Source organism: Flavobacterium haoranii (assembly GCF_009363055.1).
GTDB classification, from domain to species: Bacteria; Bacteroidota; Bacteroidia; order Flavobacteriales; family Flavobacteriaceae; genus Flavobacterium; species Flavobacterium haoranii.
The window spans coordinates 2,063,986-2,078,425 of record NZ_CP045292.1 but is presented as its reverse complement, the minus strand read 5'-3'; the positions used below and the strand labels follow the sequence as shown (position 1 = coordinate 2,078,425).

The 14,440-nt window shown below is 31.3% G+C and carries 18 protein-coding genes; 4 read left to right on the top strand and 14 right to left on the bottom strand.

The window, feature by feature from the left end; genetic code table 11:
• Positions 1-26 precede the first annotated feature (26 nt).
• On the top strand, positions 27-2,093 hold the full coding sequence (locus tag GCU34_RS09920; protein WP_152378444.1) for a M13 family metallopeptidase: 2,067 nt from the start codon (positions 27-29) through the stop codon (positions 2,091-2,093).
• A gap of 143 nt (positions 2,094-2,236) precedes the next feature.
• On the opposite strand, the gene GCU34_RS09915 is transcribed toward GCU34_RS09920, so the two are convergent.
• The 4 genes from GCU34_RS09915 to GCU34_RS09900 are packed head-to-tail and all read right to left on the bottom strand — an operon-like array spanning position 2,237 to position 5,522.
• The gene (locus GCU34_RS09915) at positions 2,237-3,046 is read right to left on the bottom strand and encodes a Rossmann-fold NAD(P)-binding domain-containing protein (protein ID WP_072782686.1); all 810 of its coding nucleotides are present in this window, start codon (positions 3,044-3,046) and stop codon (positions 2,237-2,239) included.
• Positions 3,047-3,099: 53 nt separating this feature from the next.
• The gene (locus GCU34_RS09910; protein WP_072782703.1) at positions 3,100-3,450 is read right to left on the bottom strand and encodes a DUF2116 family Zn-ribbon domain-containing protein; all 351 of its coding nucleotides are present in this window, start codon (positions 3,448-3,450) and stop codon (positions 3,100-3,102) included.
• 2 nt (positions 3,451-3,452) lie between these two features.
• The gene (locus GCU34_RS09905; RefSeq protein WP_072782706.1) at positions 3,453-3,938 is read right to left on the bottom strand and encodes a DUF6265 family protein; all 486 of its coding nucleotides are present in this window, start codon (positions 3,936-3,938) and stop codon (positions 3,453-3,455) included.
• A 57-nt stretch (positions 3,939-3,995) separates the two neighbouring features.
• Positions 3,996-5,522, bottom strand: coding sequence for a bifunctional GNAT family N-acetyltransferase/carbon-nitrogen hydrolase family protein (locus tag GCU34_RS09900; protein ID WP_072782708.1), 1,527 nt, complete (start codon positions 5,520-5,522; stop codon positions 3,996-3,998).
• Positions 5,523-5,709: 187 nt separating this feature from the next.
• Here GCU34_RS09900 and GCU34_RS09895 point away from each other — a divergent pair, with 187 nt between their 5' ends.
• The 3 genes from GCU34_RS09895 to GCU34_RS09885 all read left to right on the top strand — a co-directional run bounded on the left by GCU34_RS09895 (position 5,710) and on the right by GCU34_RS09885 (position 7,039).
• Positions 5,710-6,078, top strand: coding sequence for a four helix bundle protein (locus GCU34_RS09895; RefSeq protein WP_072783409.1), 369 nt, complete (start codon positions 5,710-5,712; stop codon positions 6,076-6,078).
• A gap of 77 nt (positions 6,079-6,155) precedes the next feature.
• On the top strand, positions 6,156-6,476 hold the full coding sequence (locus GCU34_RS09890) for a single-stranded DNA-binding protein (RefSeq protein ID WP_072782710.1): 321 nt from the start codon (positions 6,156-6,158) through the stop codon (positions 6,474-6,476).
• A 119-nt stretch (positions 6,477-6,595) separates the two neighbouring features.
• Positions 6,596-7,039 carry a hypothetical protein gene (locus tag GCU34_RS09885; RefSeq protein ID WP_072782713.1) on the top strand — a complete coding sequence of 148 codons (444 nt, stop codon included), beginning with the start codon at positions 6,596-6,598 and terminating at the stop codon, positions 7,037-7,039.
• Between the two features lie 33 nt (positions 7,040-7,072).
• Here the strand turns inward: GCU34_RS09885 and GCU34_RS09880 are convergent, their stop codons facing one another.
• The 10 genes from GCU34_RS09880 to serS form a co-directional block, all read right to left on the bottom strand.
• Positions 7,073-7,345, bottom strand: coding sequence for a TM2 domain-containing protein (locus GCU34_RS09880; protein ID WP_072782716.1), 273 nt, complete (start codon positions 7,343-7,345; stop codon positions 7,073-7,075).
• 46 nt (positions 7,346-7,391) lie between these two features.
• On the bottom strand, positions 7,392-7,790 hold the full coding sequence (locus GCU34_RS09875) for a VOC family protein (RefSeq protein WP_072782719.1): 399 nt from the start codon (positions 7,788-7,790) through the stop codon (positions 7,392-7,394).
• Positions 7,791-7,792: 2 nt separating this feature from the next.
• A complete protein-coding gene (locus tag GCU34_RS09870; protein WP_072782722.1) occupies positions 7,793-8,749 on the bottom strand; it encodes a 2-hydroxyacid dehydrogenase in 957 nt (318 codons plus the stop codon).
• Positions 8,750-8,791: 42 nt separating this feature from the next.
• A complete protein-coding gene (gene mgtE / locus GCU34_RS09865) occupies positions 8,792-10,144 on the bottom strand; it encodes a magnesium transporter (protein WP_072782725.1) in 1,353 nt (450 codons plus the stop codon).
• Positions 10,134-10,913 (bottom strand): 16S rRNA (adenine(1518)-N(6)/adenine(1519)-N(6))-dimethyltransferase RsmA, encoded by a 780-nt coding sequence (gene rsmA / locus GCU34_RS09860; RefSeq protein ID WP_143146185.1) that lies wholly within the window; start codon positions 10,911-10,913, stop codon positions 10,134-10,136. The genes mgtE and rsmA overlap by 11 nt, the downstream gene beginning before the upstream one ends.
• Positions 10,914-11,240 (bottom strand): DUF4286 family protein, encoded by a 327-nt coding sequence (locus tag GCU34_RS09855; RefSeq protein ID WP_072782731.1) that lies wholly within the window; start codon positions 11,238-11,240, stop codon positions 10,914-10,916.
• 39 nt (positions 11,241-11,279) lie between these two features.
• Entirely contained in the window at positions 11,280-11,546 is a 267-nt protein-coding gene (locus GCU34_RS13990) for a tetratricopeptide repeat protein (RefSeq protein ID WP_227658674.1), read from the bottom strand.
• Positions 11,547-11,557: 11 nt separating this feature from the next.
• A complete protein-coding gene (locus GCU34_RS13985) occupies positions 11,558-12,550 on the bottom strand; it encodes a tetratricopeptide repeat protein (RefSeq protein WP_227658673.1) in 993 nt (330 codons plus the stop codon).
• A 314-nt stretch (positions 12,551-12,864) separates the two neighbouring features.
• Entirely contained in the window at positions 12,865-13,050 is a 186-nt protein-coding gene (locus GCU34_RS13980; RefSeq protein ID WP_227658672.1) for a hypothetical protein, read from the bottom strand.
• A 71-nt stretch (positions 13,051-13,121) separates the two neighbouring features.
• Entirely contained in the window at positions 13,122-14,393 is a 1,272-nt protein-coding gene (gene serS / locus GCU34_RS09845) for a serine--tRNA ligase (protein ID WP_072782737.1), read from the bottom strand.
• Positions 14,394-14,440: the final 47 nt, after the last annotated feature.

Here is a 14,440-nt window from a genome sequence, read left to right as displayed (position 1 = left end):
TTTAACCAAAATGAAATGAAAAAAATATGATTAAAGGAAGCTTAGGCTTCCTTTTTTTATTGTCATTATTAAATTCTTGTAAGTCAAATCAAGAAGTGGCAAAAACAGAAACAAAAAAATCAAGTCCAGGTATTAACACAGAATACATGGATACATCAGTAAGTCCAAGTAACGACTTCTTTCGTTATGTAAATGGAAAGTGGTTAGACAAAACCGAAATTCCAGCCGATAGAACGCGTTGGGGTAGTTTTGATGAACTTCGTAAAAATACTGACGATGATGTAATGGCAATCTTAAAAGAAGCTTTAGCAGATAAATCGATTGATCCAAACTCTGATCAAGGAAAAGCATTAAGTTTGTACAAATCAGTTTTAGATACGATTACCCGTAACAAAATGGGTATTTCTCCATTAAAACCATATTTAGCTAAAATTGATAAAATTCAAAACGCAAAAGATTTAGTTGCTTTAACAACTGAATTAGAACCAGAAGCTAGTATTGGTTTCTTCGGAAGTTATATTTATACAGATGCTAAAGACAGTAATCGAAATGTAGTTTATATTGGTAACGGAAGTTTAGGATTACCAGACAGAGATTATTATGTTTCTGATGCAGAAGATACTAAAGAAAAAAGAGCTAAATATGTAGCGCACGTAACAAGAATGTTACAATTTTTAGGAGATTCTGAAGCTCAAGCTAAGACTTCAGCAGAGCAAATTTTAGCACTAGAAACTAAAATGGCAGAATCGATGTTAGATAGAGTAGAACGTCGTGATAGAAGAAAAACTTATAATCCAATGACAGTTGCTGAATTAGGTAAAGTTTTACCAACAGTTAATTGGGATAATTATTTAACAGGTGTTGGAATTGGAAAGATTGATTCAGTTGTAGTTTCGCAACCAAAATATTTAGAAAGAGTTGAAGCAATTTTCAAAGAAGGAGATTTAGCTTCTTGGAAAGCATATTTACGTTGGACTTTATTAAACGATGCTTCAGGAGTATTATCAACTGAAATTGCTGATGCAAATTGGGATTTCTATGGTAAAACTTTAACAGGAGCAGTTAAACAACGTCCAGCAGAAGAAAGAGCTTTAGCAACAGTAAATGGTAGATTAGGTGAAGCTTTAGGTAAATTATATGTAGCTAAAAAATTCCCTCCAGAGGCAAAAGCGAAAGCACAAGCTATGATTGCAAATGTTATGAAGGCTTTTGAAAATAGAATTGATAATTTACCTTGGATGACGCCTTCAACTAAGGAAAATGCAAAATTGAAGTTAAACAAATTAACAGTTAAAATTGGATATCCTGATAAATGGAAAGATTACTCAAAATTAACAGTTACTAGCCCAGAGAACGGCGGAACTTATTTTGAAAATTCTAGACAATATTCATTGTGGTCGCACCAAAAGAATTTAGATAAATTAGGAAAACCAGTTGATAAAACAGAATGGGGAATGTCACCTCAAACTGTAAATGCATATTTCAATCCGTCAAATAATGAGATTGTGTTCCCAGCGGCTATTTTACAACCTCCTTTCTATGATTACAAAGCTGATGAAGCGGTTAATTATGGTGGAATTGGAGCGGTAATTGGACATGAAATTTCTCATGGTTTTGACGATTCAGGTTCTCGTTACGATTCAAACGGAAACTTAGTAAATTGGTGGAGTGATGAAGATTTAAAACAATTTACAGAACTTGGTGGTGCTTTAGCTGCTCAATATTCAAACTTACAGCCATTACCTGGTATTTACGTTGATGGTAAATTTACACTTGGAGAAAATATTGGAGATTTAGGTGGAATCAACGCCGCTTATGATGGTTTACAAATTTATTTGAAAGAAAAAGGAAATCCTGGTTTAATAGATGGTTATACTCCAGATCAACGTTTCTTTATTTCTTGGGCAACTATTTGGAGAACAAAAATGCGTGATGAAGCAATTAAAAATCAAGTAAAAACAGATCCACATTCACCAGGAATGTATAGAGCTAGTGAACCATTAAAAAACATGGATGCTTTCTATAATACATTTGGAGTTAAAGAAGGAGACGGAATGTATGTAAAACCTGCAGACCGAGTTAAAATTTGGTAATCTCGTCAGTTCGAGTATTCCAATGAAATTGGAATGTATCGAGAACTTAAAAAGATTATACTGTCATTTTGAGCGAAGTCGAAAAATCTTAACAGTAAAAAAAGATTCTTCATTTCATTCAGAATGACAGTTTTTTATTTATTCTAAATTTCATTCAAAAACTCAAATCCATATTTTTCACGCAAATATTTACAACTTATATATTTTCCTTTAGAAATAGTATTTGTTTTAAATTCAGGAATTTCTAAACCAAGAGTTGCTGCTTTTTCAGTATAATATTCGTTGCGTTTAGGATGTTTAGGATAGGTCGCATTTAAGGCTTTCCCCCATAAATTATGATCTATAATATGAAAGATAAGATTGATGCAATCTTGTTGGTGAATCAAATTTACAGGAGCTTCAGGATTGTCAATATTTTTCTTTCCAGCGATAAAATTTATTGGGTGTCTCTCTTCACCTATTAAACCTCCAAAACGTAAAATTGTGGTTTCAAAATGAGTATTATATCTCAAACGATTTTCGCTTTCTAATAGTTGTTTGCCTCGCTCATCATTAGGTTGAGGTGGTGTATCTTCATAAATGGTTTTCATAGGAAAACTATCAGGAAAAACAGCTGTAGAACTTACAAATATTACTTTTTTAACTGTTGATTTTTCTATAAAAGGTAAACACTTTTTTATTTTTTTTACCAAACTTTCTGGACTTTCGCCATTTAATTTTGGCGGAAAATTAATAACCAGAAGTTCGCTTCCTTCTAAAAATTGGTCAAAATCGCCATAAACTTCGTTTTCATGTAATTCAACAATATAAGGTTGAATATTTTGCTCTTTTAGTTCGTGATGTTTAGATATGGAAGTTGTAGAACCTTTTACTTCATAACCTTTGGTTACAAATTGTTGGGCTAATGGTAATCCTAACCAACCACAACCTAATATAGATATTTTTTTATTCATTTAATTTATTATTTGTCATATCGAGCTTAGTCGAGATATTTTTTCTCTTAAAACTAACTATCCTTTTTAACCAAAACATAACCATCATTTTCTACTGCCATATAGCCTTGGTCGTATAAAAAATAATAAGTATTTCCGTTTTTGGTTTCATAAACTGAAGTTACAAATTCAAAATCGAAACCTTTTGCTAATAACTTTGTTCGAGTAGTTTTGGTTTTATTTTCGGGATTTAATTCACAAAGGATGCGGTAATTTTTGCGTAGTTTATTGTTAATGTTACGCATTAAATTGTTTTGATCTTTGTTCATTTTATTATTGTAAGCATTCCGACAAGCATCGCTGCAAAACTTCTTGTCTTCGCGACCTACAATTTTATCGCCACATTCTAAACAGGTTTTACTCATTTTTATTTCTTAAAATTAAAAATTAATTCTTCGCCACTTTCTTCCATTAAAACATAAACAATCATGTGATTGTCATCAATTTTTTCGTAAGTAATTTTATCAAAATAAAATTTTGTTCCATCGATTTTCACCAAACGAAAACTCTCTTTTTCTTCTTGTTTTTCCCAGCCTTTTAAATCTTTATCAAAATGTTTTAATTCTAAAACTAAACTTTTATCTTTTTCTACAATGTGTCCTATTTCATAAAAGTAAACGTCATCATTTTTCCACATTTTAAATGAAAACAACATAGTTTTTGCTGAAGCTAAACTCCAATTTTCTTCAAATTCTCCCATTGAAGAAGTGCCTTTCCAGTTTCCCGAAAGCCATTTTAATTCATTTAAAGTTGCTTTTGGCGAACCTTTTTCATCATTATAATGTAAAGTGTTTTGTGCTTTACAATTGAATGACAATAATATAACTGTAAATAAAAAAAGTATTTTTTTCATATTCATTCTTTAGCGCTGTCACTTCGAACGGAGTCGAGAAGTCAGAGTGATAAAAATTTATTTAAGTTTTTTTAATTGGTACAAATCGTGTCTACGGTCTTTCATAATTTGAACACTTCCGTGTTCGTGCAGTTCTTTTAACACATCTAGATCGACATCAACAATAAGTGTCATTTCAGTATTAGGTGTCGCTTCCGCTTTAATTCCATTACTTGGAAAAGCAAAATCTGAAGGCGTAAAAACAGCAGCTTGCGCATACTGAATATCCATGTTGTTTACTTTTGGTAAATTTCCTACACAACCCGCAATAGCTACGTAACATTCGTTTTCAATAGCGCGAGCTTGTGCACAATGTTTTACTCTAGTGTAACCATTTTGCGTATCGGTTAAGAAAGGCACAAACAATATATTCATTCCTTGATCTGCCATTAAACGTGATAATTCTGGAAATTCAACATCGTAACAAATTACTATACCAATTTTACCACAATCTGTATCGAAGGTTTGAATGACATCTCCGCCGGTAATTCCCCAATGGAAAACTTCATTTGGTGTAATATGAATTTTGCGATACATTTCGCTGGTTCCGTCTCTTCTACATAAAAAACCGACATTATATACATGTCCGTTTTCTAAGTAGGGCATACTTCCAGATATGATGTTGATGTTGTAAGAAATAGCAAATTCTTGCATTTTCTTTTTTATAGCATCGGTATATTTTGCTAATTCTTTTATGGCTTCTGCTTCAGAAAGATGGTTATAATCAGCCATTAATGGAGCGGTAAATAATTCTGGAAACAATGCAAAGTCACTTCCATAACCTGAAACTGCATCAATAAAGAATTCGGCTTGTTCAAAAAGCGCTTCTAAATTTCCTAAGGAACGCATTTGCCATTGTATTAAGCCTAAGCGAATAACACTTTTGTCAACATTAATTAGTTTCTTTTTTTCTTCATAATAAATGTTGTTCCAATCGAGTAAAACTGCAAAATCTTGCGAACTTTTATCGCCTTCTAAATAATTTCGCATTACTCGAACGGGCTGAAAATCATTACTTAATTGAAAGGTTAGAACAGGATCAAAAAGTTCTCTTTTGTTTACTTTTTCAATATATTCTTTTGGGTTTAATTCATTTGCATATTGAGCATAATTTGGAATTCTTCCTGAAAAAACGATAGCTTTTAAATTAAGTTGTTCACATAGTTCTTTTCGAGCATCATATAGTCTTCTTCCTAATCGTAAACCACGATATTTTGGGTGTACAAAAACATCAATACCGTAAAGAATTTCTCCATCATCGTTATGGGTTTTAAAAGTGTAGTTACTTGTAATTTCCTTATAAGTATGGACTTTATAAGCATTTTTTTCTGAAACAATAATTGAAAGTGCAGAACCTACAACAATGTCATCGGCTAGAATTACCAATTGTCCTTCAGGAAATTTTTCGAGTAATTTTTCAATATGTTTCTCGTCCCAATAGGAATTTTCCATATCAGGATAAGCTTCAATCATTGATTTTTTAAGTTGCTTGTAATCTTCAATTTGCAAATTTCGCAATTCGACTTTTTTAATTTCTTGGCGCATAATTATTTGATTTTCTCAAATTTACAAAAAATAAATTCCGTTTGCAAACGGTTACAAATATTTACAACCGAAATTAATTAGATAATAACCGAATAAAGTTTTGAAACTGTAGAATCTTTGCACTGTCAAACTGAACAAATTACTAGTTGCAGTTTCTAGTCACAGTTTTCAGAAAAAAATGGAAAAAATGGATTTTAAAGAATTATTAGCCTATCAAAAAGCTTTTTTATTAGCTATGGAAATTAAAAAAATATCTGATTTATTTCCAAAAGAAGAAAAATTTGCATTAACAGATCAAGTTAGAAGATCATCAAGAAGTGTATGTGCAAACATTGCAGAAGCTTACAGAAAAAGAAGATATATAAATCATTTTATTAGTAAGCTAACTGATTCTGATGGTGAAAATTCTGAAACGTCTGTTTGGTTAGATTTTGCATTAGAGTGTAATTATTTATCAAAAGAACAGCATATTGATATGGTAATTAAATCTGAAGAAATTGGTAGACTAATTAATTATATGATTCTCAATCCAACAAAATTTGGTTGTAAATTATAAAATTAAATAGCTGAGACTGAACACTGCGACTGCGACTAAAAAATAACATAATTATTAACATTAAATATTTAAACGCCATGAAAAACAAAGTACAATTAATCGGACACGTAGGTCAAGTGCCTGAAATTAAAACAGTAAACAACAAAAAAGTAGCCAACTTAACTATCGCTACAAATGATTATTATTACAATGAAAAAGGAGATAAAGTAGAACAAACCGAATGGCATAGAGTTACCGCTTGGGGAAAACCAGCAGAAATTATTGAAAAATTTGTTACTAAAGGAAAAGAAATTGCTGTAGAAGGTAAATTAACTCATAGAAGTTTTGACGATAAAGACGGTAATAAACGTTATGTCACAGAAGTTTTGGTAAATGAAATTATGTTATTAGGGAAGTAAAATTAGGGACGAAAGTCTCTTTTTTTGTTATTTATCAACACTAAAACGTTTTCGTAAAGATTACATTTTTTTATTTAAAAACCAATATGTTAACTTTATTTTATTAAATTATTAATGATATGGTTAAAAAATTGAAATATTGCATTTTTTTGATTATTGTTTTAGTTGTTTCAAAGATTAATGCTCAAGTAGGAATCAATACAATCACGCCCTTAAGTACATTAGATATTAACGGAAATGTTTCTTTAAAGGTTATGACGTTAAATGGTACTAATACTGGAGGCGGAGGTGCGGCAACTTTAATTAATGATGGAGTATACATTTCGGTTCGACCTTTAGCTACAGATGATAAATTTCAATTGCCAGATCCAACACTTTTTCCTGGGAGAATTTATATTATTAGAAATATTCAAAACTCGGTTACTGCACAATTAACCACTACCTCTGGAATGCTTTTTCCTAAGAATTCCACAACAGGTAGTTCAAATTTGTATATGTATGAAGGAAATTTGAGGACTGTTATTGTAATAAGTGATGGTGTTAACTGGACTTACATGAATTAAAAAAGAGAAGTGAAAACTTCTCTTTTTTTAATATTAAAACCAAGGTCTTTTATTTACTTGATACGTTTCGTAAAATTCGGCATCTGATTTTGTAAGGTAAATAATTCCTTCAATAAAAGGAATTATACCAAGAACACCACAGCTAATGAGTGATAAGATAATCTGGATGACACCCTCTTTTGTATAGCCTAAAATAAATTTGTGTACCCCAATACCACCAATTAATATTGCACAAATACCTGCAACAATTTTTTTGTTTTCTTGAGGTGGGTTATTCCAAGTTTCTGTTTGTCTAGTTGTTTCCATTTTTGATTTTTTATATAGTTTATTGATTGGTTATAAATATAATAATTTATTTCAAAGAAGTATCAACAGGTTCCCAAAGTTCAATTTTATTTCCTTCAGGATCTATAATCCAAGCAAACTTTCCATATTCATAAGTCTCCATTTCGCCAACAATAGTTACACCTTCTTCTTTCAATTTTTCTAAAAGCCATTCTAAATTTTCCACTCTAAAGTTTTGCATAAATGCCTTTTCAGAAGGTTTAAAGTAAGAAGTGTCTTCTTTAAAAGGACTCCATTGTGTAGAACATTCGTTACCATTTTCATCTTTCCACCAAAATGTTGCTCCATAATTATTAGTATCTAATCCTAGATGGTTAGCGTACCAATTTCTAATTTCTTCAGGGTTTTGACATTTGAAGAATAAACCACCAATTCCTGTAACTCTTTTAGGTTCTTTTTCGTTCATAATTATGAAATATAAAGTTGTTTTATTTTGTCAACTATAGTTTGGGCTAATTTTTCATGACTTTCAAATGTCCAGCCTCCAATATGTGGTGTAAGTAAAACATTATCTACATTACGAAGATATTCAAAGTCAGGATTTTTACTTTCTTTATCGAATAAATTTTCAAATGATAATTTTTCATATTCTAAAACATCTAATCCAGCTCCTAAAATTTTTTCAGATTGTAACGCTAAGACTAAATCTTTGGTAACAACACATTTTCCACGCGCTAAATTCAACAACCAAAAGGGTTTTGCGAATTGATTGATAAAAAACGAATTTACCATTTTATCTGTTTCAGGTGTCCAAGGAACATGTAAACTTAAAACATCTGCTTCTCGTTGTAATTCTTGTAAAGAAACTTGAATGGCATTTTCATCGACAACATTCGGTAAAATATCATAACACAAAACTTTTACATCAAAACCTCTAAGTTTTTTTGCAAAAGCTTTACCCATATTTCCGTAACCTATAATCCCTACCGTTTTACCGTCTAATTCGTGACCTCTGTTAGCTTCTCGTTGCCATAATCCGTTTTTAACTTCTTTGTCGGCTTTATTTAAGTTGTTAAATAACGAAAGTAACATACCAAGAGCATGTTCGCCCACTGCGTTTCTATTTCCTTCTGGAGCGGCAATTAAATGAATGTTTTTTGAGAGAGCATAATCACAATCGATGCTTTCTAAACCAGCACCAACTCTTGCAATAAATTGTAAGTTTTTGGCTTTGTCGATAAAGTTTCTATCAATTTTAAATCGGCTTCGGATTACAATGCCATGATAGTTCTCAATTTTTGTTTCAATTTCTTCTTTGCTAGAAGAGAAATCAGCTTCATTTTGAAAGCCACTTTCTTCTAATTGCTTCCAAAGTAAAGAATGATTGCTATCGATATGAAGGATTTTAATATTTGAAGTGTTCAAGTCTTAATCGTTTTTAACAAATGTAATTAAAACTTGAGATATTTAGAATCCTAAAATTAACTTAGCAATTGAAAAGTAAATTAAGATTCCAAAGATGTCATTACTAGTAGTGATAAAAGGTCCGGTTGCAAGAGCGGGGTCAATACCAAATCTATTCAACATAATAGGGATAAAAGTTCCTACAAGTGCCGCAATAATAATAACTGCAACTAAAGAAACAGCAACGGTAACACCTACTTCATAATCTACTCCAATAATAAAGTGACTACCTAAAATAAGGATTACTGCTAAAATTAACCCGTTTAATAGACTTAAACTTAATTCTTTTAATAAACGATTCCAAAGAGAACCGCTAATGGTATTATTGGCTAAACCTTGTACAATAATCGCTGAAGATTGTACACCTACGTTTCCCGCCATTGCGGCAATAAGTGGTGTAAAGAAGAAAATTACCGGAAATTTATTTATAGCTTCTTGAAAATTACTAGCAATAGTTACCGCAATAAAACTTCCTAATAATGCTAAAACTAACCAAGGTAAACGTGCTTTTGTTAGTTCAAGAATACTATCATCGGCTTCAACGTCTTGCGAGATACCGGCAGCTAACTGGTAATCTTTGTCAGCTTCTTCTTTAATAACGTCTACGATATCATCAATTGTAATACGACCTACTAATCTTCCTAATTCATCAACAACTGGAATAGCTTCCAAGTCATACTTTTGCATGATACGTGCAACTTCTACATTTTCGGTATTAACTTTTACATAATCTACTTTTGGAATGTAAACTTCGCTAATTGGGGTTTTTGTAGAAGTAGTTAATAAGTCTTTTAATGAAAGGCGGCCTTTTAGTCTGTTTTCATCATCAACTACATAAATGGAATGAACTCGAGTAACATTTTCCGCTTGCGCACGCATTTCTTTTACACAGGTGAGAACGTTCCAGTTTTCATTAACTTTCACAAGTTCTTTCGCCATTAATCCACCTGCAGAATCTTCGTCATAACGCAATAAATCGACAATGTCTTTAGCGTGTTCAACGTCTTCAAGTTCCGAAATTACTTGTTCTTTTTTAGCCTGAGGAAGTTCGGCAATAATATCGGCAGCATCATCGGTGTCTAACTCGTCAAGCTCGTCAGCAATTTCTTTTGGAGTTAAACTTTTTAAGATTTTGACACGTGTTTCATCGTCAAGTTCTAATAAAATTTCAGCTGTTTTTTCAGAATCTAAAGTGTTGAAAACATAAATAGCATGCTCATCACTTAATTCTTCCATGATTTCAGCCACATCAGCATAGTGCATATCCTGAAGCAAGTCTAATACTTCTTGCTCCTTACTTTCCTGAATTAATAATTCAAGTTCTTGAATAAGCTCTCTACTGATTTTAAACTCCATGGGCGGCTATTTTTTGAGTGAGTTCAATGAAACGTTCTACCGAAAGTTGTTCCGGACGGAGGTCAAAGATACTATCTTCTTTTAAAATATCAGAATTTATAAAACTTTTTAAGCTATTTCGTAATGTTTTTCTTCTTTGGTTAAAGGCTTGTTTTACAACCGAGAAAAATAATTTTTCATCGCAAGGTAGTTCGTAGTTTTCTTTACGAATTAATCGCATTACACCAGATTTAACCTTTGGTGGCGGATTGAAAACATGTTCTGAAACGGTAAATAAATATTCGGCATTATAGAACGCTTGTGTTAATACAGAAAGTATTCCATAAGTTTTGCTTCCTTCTTTTTCGCAAATTCGTTCTGCTACTTCTTTTTGGAACATTCCTGAAAATTCAGGGATTTGATCGCGCATTTCTAATGTTTTAAAAACAATTTGTGACGAAATGTTGTAGGGAAAATTTCCAATTATAGCAATAGGTTCTCCATTGAAAACTTCATTTAAATTGTATTTTAAAAAATCTTTAGAAATAATATTGCCTCTTAATTTTAAATAATGCGCTTCTAAATATTCTACGGATTCTGTGTCGATTTCGATTACAAAAGTTTCAATTGGTTTTTCCAAAAGATATTTTGTAAGTACACCCATTCCTGGACCAATTTCTAAAACTTTTTTATAACCATTTAGCGTTAAGGTATCGGCAATTCGCTTTGCAATATTTTCATCGGTAAGGAAATGTTGACCTAAATGTTTTTTGGCACGTACCGTCATAATTTAGTTGCTTTCGTGATAAAATTCGTCCATAATTTCAAGTTCTGTTCTAAAAGCAAGCATTTTATCTGCAAACAATTGTAAACCTTCTTGGCGTAAACGTGGTGCATGATTTTTATAGTAGTTTTCCAAGTTTTCTCTCGTTGGTGCAAAATATTGAACCGAATAGGTAACACCACCCATTTCTTCTTCTACTAAAACTTTTACTAAACGTGCACTTGTAAAAAGACCAGTTGCTAAAACATCGCTTATATGTTTGTTTTGCATCCAAGTTAACCATTTGTCGTGAACGCTTTCGTCTATGTTTATTGTAACGTTATATATAATCATGTTTTTTATTATTCGTTAGTTTTCAGTGAAATTTTTTCTTTAGATATTGGTGTCTCCTCTTAAAATTCGATATTGTCTTCGAGCTTCGGTAAAGTAAATGCTATCTTGATGATTAAAAATTATTTTCTCGTATAGTTGCTTCGCTTTGTCATTTTCGTTAAAAATAGTTCTATAAATTTCTGCCGAAAAGAATAATGCTTCGTCTATTAAAACACTATCGTTAAACGATTCAATTATAGTATTGTAGTTCTTTAAAGCTTCGTTGTAATTTTTAAAATTTTCCTCAATTTTAGCAATTTTATACAAAGTTTCATCTTCTATAGTGTTTCCTTTGTATTTAGTAAGAATGGATTTAAAATCTTGTAAAGCTTCTCTTTTTTGTGTTGGTATAATTTAAAATCTGCTTTTGAGAAATCTTTTAATGCTGATCGAAGTGAATCTTCAACTGAATTGTCTTGAATTAATAAAAACATCTCTAAAGCATCGTTAGCTATTAAAAGACTCGACGATTGTTTTAAAACTTTTACCTGTTTTAAAGCCCAATCGAAGTCATTTTTGTAATAATTAGCTTTTGCCATTTTCATACTCGCTTCGTGAGCCATTTCGTCATTTTTCATATTATCTTCAACTTGAACATAATATAAAATAGCTTGATTGAATTTTTCGTTGTAAAGTAAAATATCTGCTAATTCTAATTTAACTTTCGCGTTATTTCGCGTGTTTAAATTTAATGCTAAGGTTTGATCGAGTAAGTTGGTTGCTTCTTTTGGTAAACCAAGATTAAAACAATAAAAATGAGCTACCAAAAGTTGTAAATCAACAGTGTTTTCATTAATTCCGAAATCGGTAATTAACTTATCTAATTCTGTCTTAATAGTTGCATAATCTTTTTCTTCAGCATTGGTAATTTTCAATTTCATTAAAGCTTGGTAAGCGTAAACTTGTAAACCAATATCTTGATTGTTTTCAATTATAAATTCATATATAGATTGTGCGGCATCTTTTTGATTGTTATCAACAGCCATTTCTCCTAATGCGATTATATTTTCAATATTGTTGGCTTCTCTTTTAAAAACGGCTTTTTCTTGAATGAAAGCTTTGCCAAATTCCTTTTGTTGTACATAAAACCAACTCAAAAATTCGTTCCAATACACATCTTGACTTTTTTGAGTGCGTAGAATTAAATTCTTTTTTAATCCATCAATAAAACTATCCGATGCTGTTTCAATTAAAAAACGCGACATATAATTTTGAACCATTACAGTGTTGTTTTGGTTAGCAAAACTATAATCGAGTAATTTGTTAATCATTCCATTTAAATCACCAAGCTGACCATTTAATAAAGCAACTTGATAATCGAAATTTAAATTAGGATTTACTTTTTGACCTAATTCGTAAGATTTTAATGCCCATTCTAATAAAGATTTTTTTTCGAAAACATTACCTAAATTGTAAGCATAATTTGCATTTTCATTTATTGCATTTAATGCTTCTTGGTATTTTTTATTTGCTAAATCTTGTTTGCTTTGTAATTGATAAATATAGCCTTCGTCTACAAGTAACGAAGGTAAATTTGATGTCTTTTTTTTGTTTTGAATTAATGAAAGTGCTTTGTCGTATTGCTTTAATTGTTGGTAACAAAAAGTAATTTGTCACTATAAAACTGATTGTTTTTTTGTGAAGAGGTTTCTAGAATAGTTATAGCTTTTTCATATTCGCCCGAATCGATATAGTTTAAAGCTAATTGTTCGTTTTGAGCAATAAGAAAAGTTTGAAAAAGTAATAATATAATGAAATAAAGCCTTTGCATGTAGAAAAAATAATGCACTAAGTTAACACATTTGCGTTAAAATAGTGCATTGTTTTGTATAAGATTAACGATTAGTTGATAATGTCAAATCCGGTGTAAGGTCTTAATACTTCTGGAATTACAATTCCTTCAGGAGTTTGATAGTTTTCTAAAATACCTGCTAAAACTCTTGGTAAAGCTAATGAACTTCCGTTTAATGTATGTGCCAATTGATTTTTACCTTCTTTGTCTTTAAAACGTAGTTTTAGTCTATTTGCTTGGAAAGTTTCAAAATTTGAAACAGAAGAAATTTCTAACCAACGATCTTGTGCTGTTGAAAATACTTCGAAATCATATGTTAATGCTGAAGTAAAGCCCATATCGCCACCACAAAGTCTTAAAATTCTGAATGGTAATTTTAAATCTTCTAAAATTCCTTTTACATGCTCAACCATTCCATCTAAAGCTTCATAAGATTTATCAGGATGTTCAATACGCACAATTTCTACTTTGTCAAACTGATGTAAACGATTTAAACCGCGAACATGAGCGCCATAAGAACCAGCTTCTCTACGGAAACAAGGCGTGTAACCAGTACATAAAATAGGTAAATCACTTTCGTTTAATAAAACATCACGGTAAATGTTAGTTACCGGAACTTCAGCAGTAGGAATTAAGTATAAATTATCTTCACCTACAAAATACATTTGTCCTTCTTTATCAGGTAATTGTCCTGTTCCAAATCCAGATGCTTCGTTAACTAAGTGTGGAACTTGAGTTTCTTGATAGCCAGCAGCGGTGTTTTTGTCTAAAAAATAATTGATTAAAGCACGTTGTAAACGAGCACCTTTCCCTTTATAAACTGGAAAACCAGCGCCAGTAATTTTTGCACCTAAATCGAAATCAATGATGTCGTATTTTTTTGCTAACTCCCAATGTGGCATTGCTCCTTCAAATAAAGTAGGAATTTCACCATCTTGATACACGTTTAAATTGTCATCAGCAGTTTTTCCTTCTGGAACAATTTCGTTAGGAACATTAGGTAGTTTGTATAATTCTTCTTGTAATGAAGCGGTAACTTCATTTAATACTTCTGTAAGTTCTTTGCTTTTTTCTTTTAAATCGGCTGTTTTAGCTTTGCTTGCTTCTGCTTTTTCTTTTTCGCCAGAACGCATAAACTCACCAATTTCTTTGGATAGCTTGTTAGATTCAGCTAAAATGTTGTCAAGTTCAACCTGAGTTGTTCTTCTTTTTTCATCTAAATCTACCACAAGGTTAACCAATTCATTAGCGTCTAAATTTCTTTTTGCTAATTTTTTGATAACCTCTTCTTTGTTTTCTCTAATGTAAGCTACCTGTAACATATTTTGATTTTTTGAACGGCAAATTTAATGAAATTAAATCTTAGATT

What these genes read in the sequence shown, in the direction of transcription:
- GCU34_RS09920 (WP_152378444.1), top strand. Translation starts at nt 27, where the DNA reads ATGATTAAAGGAAGCTTAGGCTTCCTTTTTTTATTGTCATTATTAAAT.
- GCU34_RS09915 (WP_072782686.1), bottom strand. Translation starts at nt 3,046, where the DNA reads ATGAATAAAAAAATATCTATATTAGGTTGTGGTTGGTTAGGATTACCA.
- GCU34_RS09910 (WP_072782703.1), bottom strand. Translation starts at nt 3,450, where the DNA reads ATGAGTAAAACCTGTTTAGAATGTGGCGATAAAATTGTAGGTCGCGAA.
- GCU34_RS09905 (WP_072782706.1), bottom strand. Translation starts at nt 3,938, where the DNA reads ATGAAAAAAATACTTTTTTTATTTACAGTTATATTATTGTCATTCAAT.
- GCU34_RS09900 (WP_072782708.1), bottom strand. Translation starts at nt 5,522, where the DNA reads ATGCGCCAAGAAATTAAAAAAGTCGAATTGCGAAATTTGCAAATTGAA.
- GCU34_RS09895 (WP_072783409.1), top strand. Translation starts at nt 5,710, where the DNA reads ATGGATTTTAAAGAATTATTAGCCTATCAAAAAGCTTTTTTATTAGCT.
- GCU34_RS09890 (WP_072782710.1), top strand. Translation starts at nt 6,156, where the DNA reads ATGAAAAACAAAGTACAATTAATCGGACACGTAGGTCAAGTGCCTGAA.
- GCU34_RS09885 (WP_072782713.1), top strand. Translation starts at nt 6,596, where the DNA reads ATGGTTAAAAAATTGAAATATTGCATTTTTTTGATTATTGTTTTAGTT.
- GCU34_RS09880 (WP_072782716.1), bottom strand. Translation starts at nt 7,345, where the DNA reads ATGGAAACAACTAGACAAACAGAAACTTGGAATAACCCACCTCAAGAA.
- GCU34_RS09875 (WP_072782719.1), bottom strand. Translation starts at nt 7,790, where the DNA reads ATGAACGAAAAAGAACCTAAAAGAGTTACAGGAATTGGTGGTTTATTC.
- mgtE (WP_072782725.1), bottom strand. Translation starts at nt 10,144, where the DNA reads ATGGAGTTTAAAATCAGTAGAGAGCTTATTCAAGAACTTGAATTATTA.
- GCU34_RS09855 (WP_072782731.1), bottom strand. Translation starts at nt 11,240, where the DNA reads ATGATTATATATAACGTTACAATAAACATAGACGAAAGCGTTCACGAC.
- GCU34_RS13985 (WP_227658673.1), bottom strand. Translation starts at nt 12,550, where the DNA reads ATGATTAACAAATTACTCGATTATAGTTTTGCTAACCAAAACAACACT.
- GCU34_RS13980 (WP_227658672.1), bottom strand. Translation starts at nt 13,050, where the DNA reads ATGCAAAGGCTTTATTTCATTATATTATTACTTTTTCAAACTTTTCTT.
- serS (WP_072782737.1), bottom strand. Translation starts at nt 14,393, where the DNA reads ATGTTACAGGTAGCTTACATTAGAGAAAACAAAGAAGAGGTTATCAAA.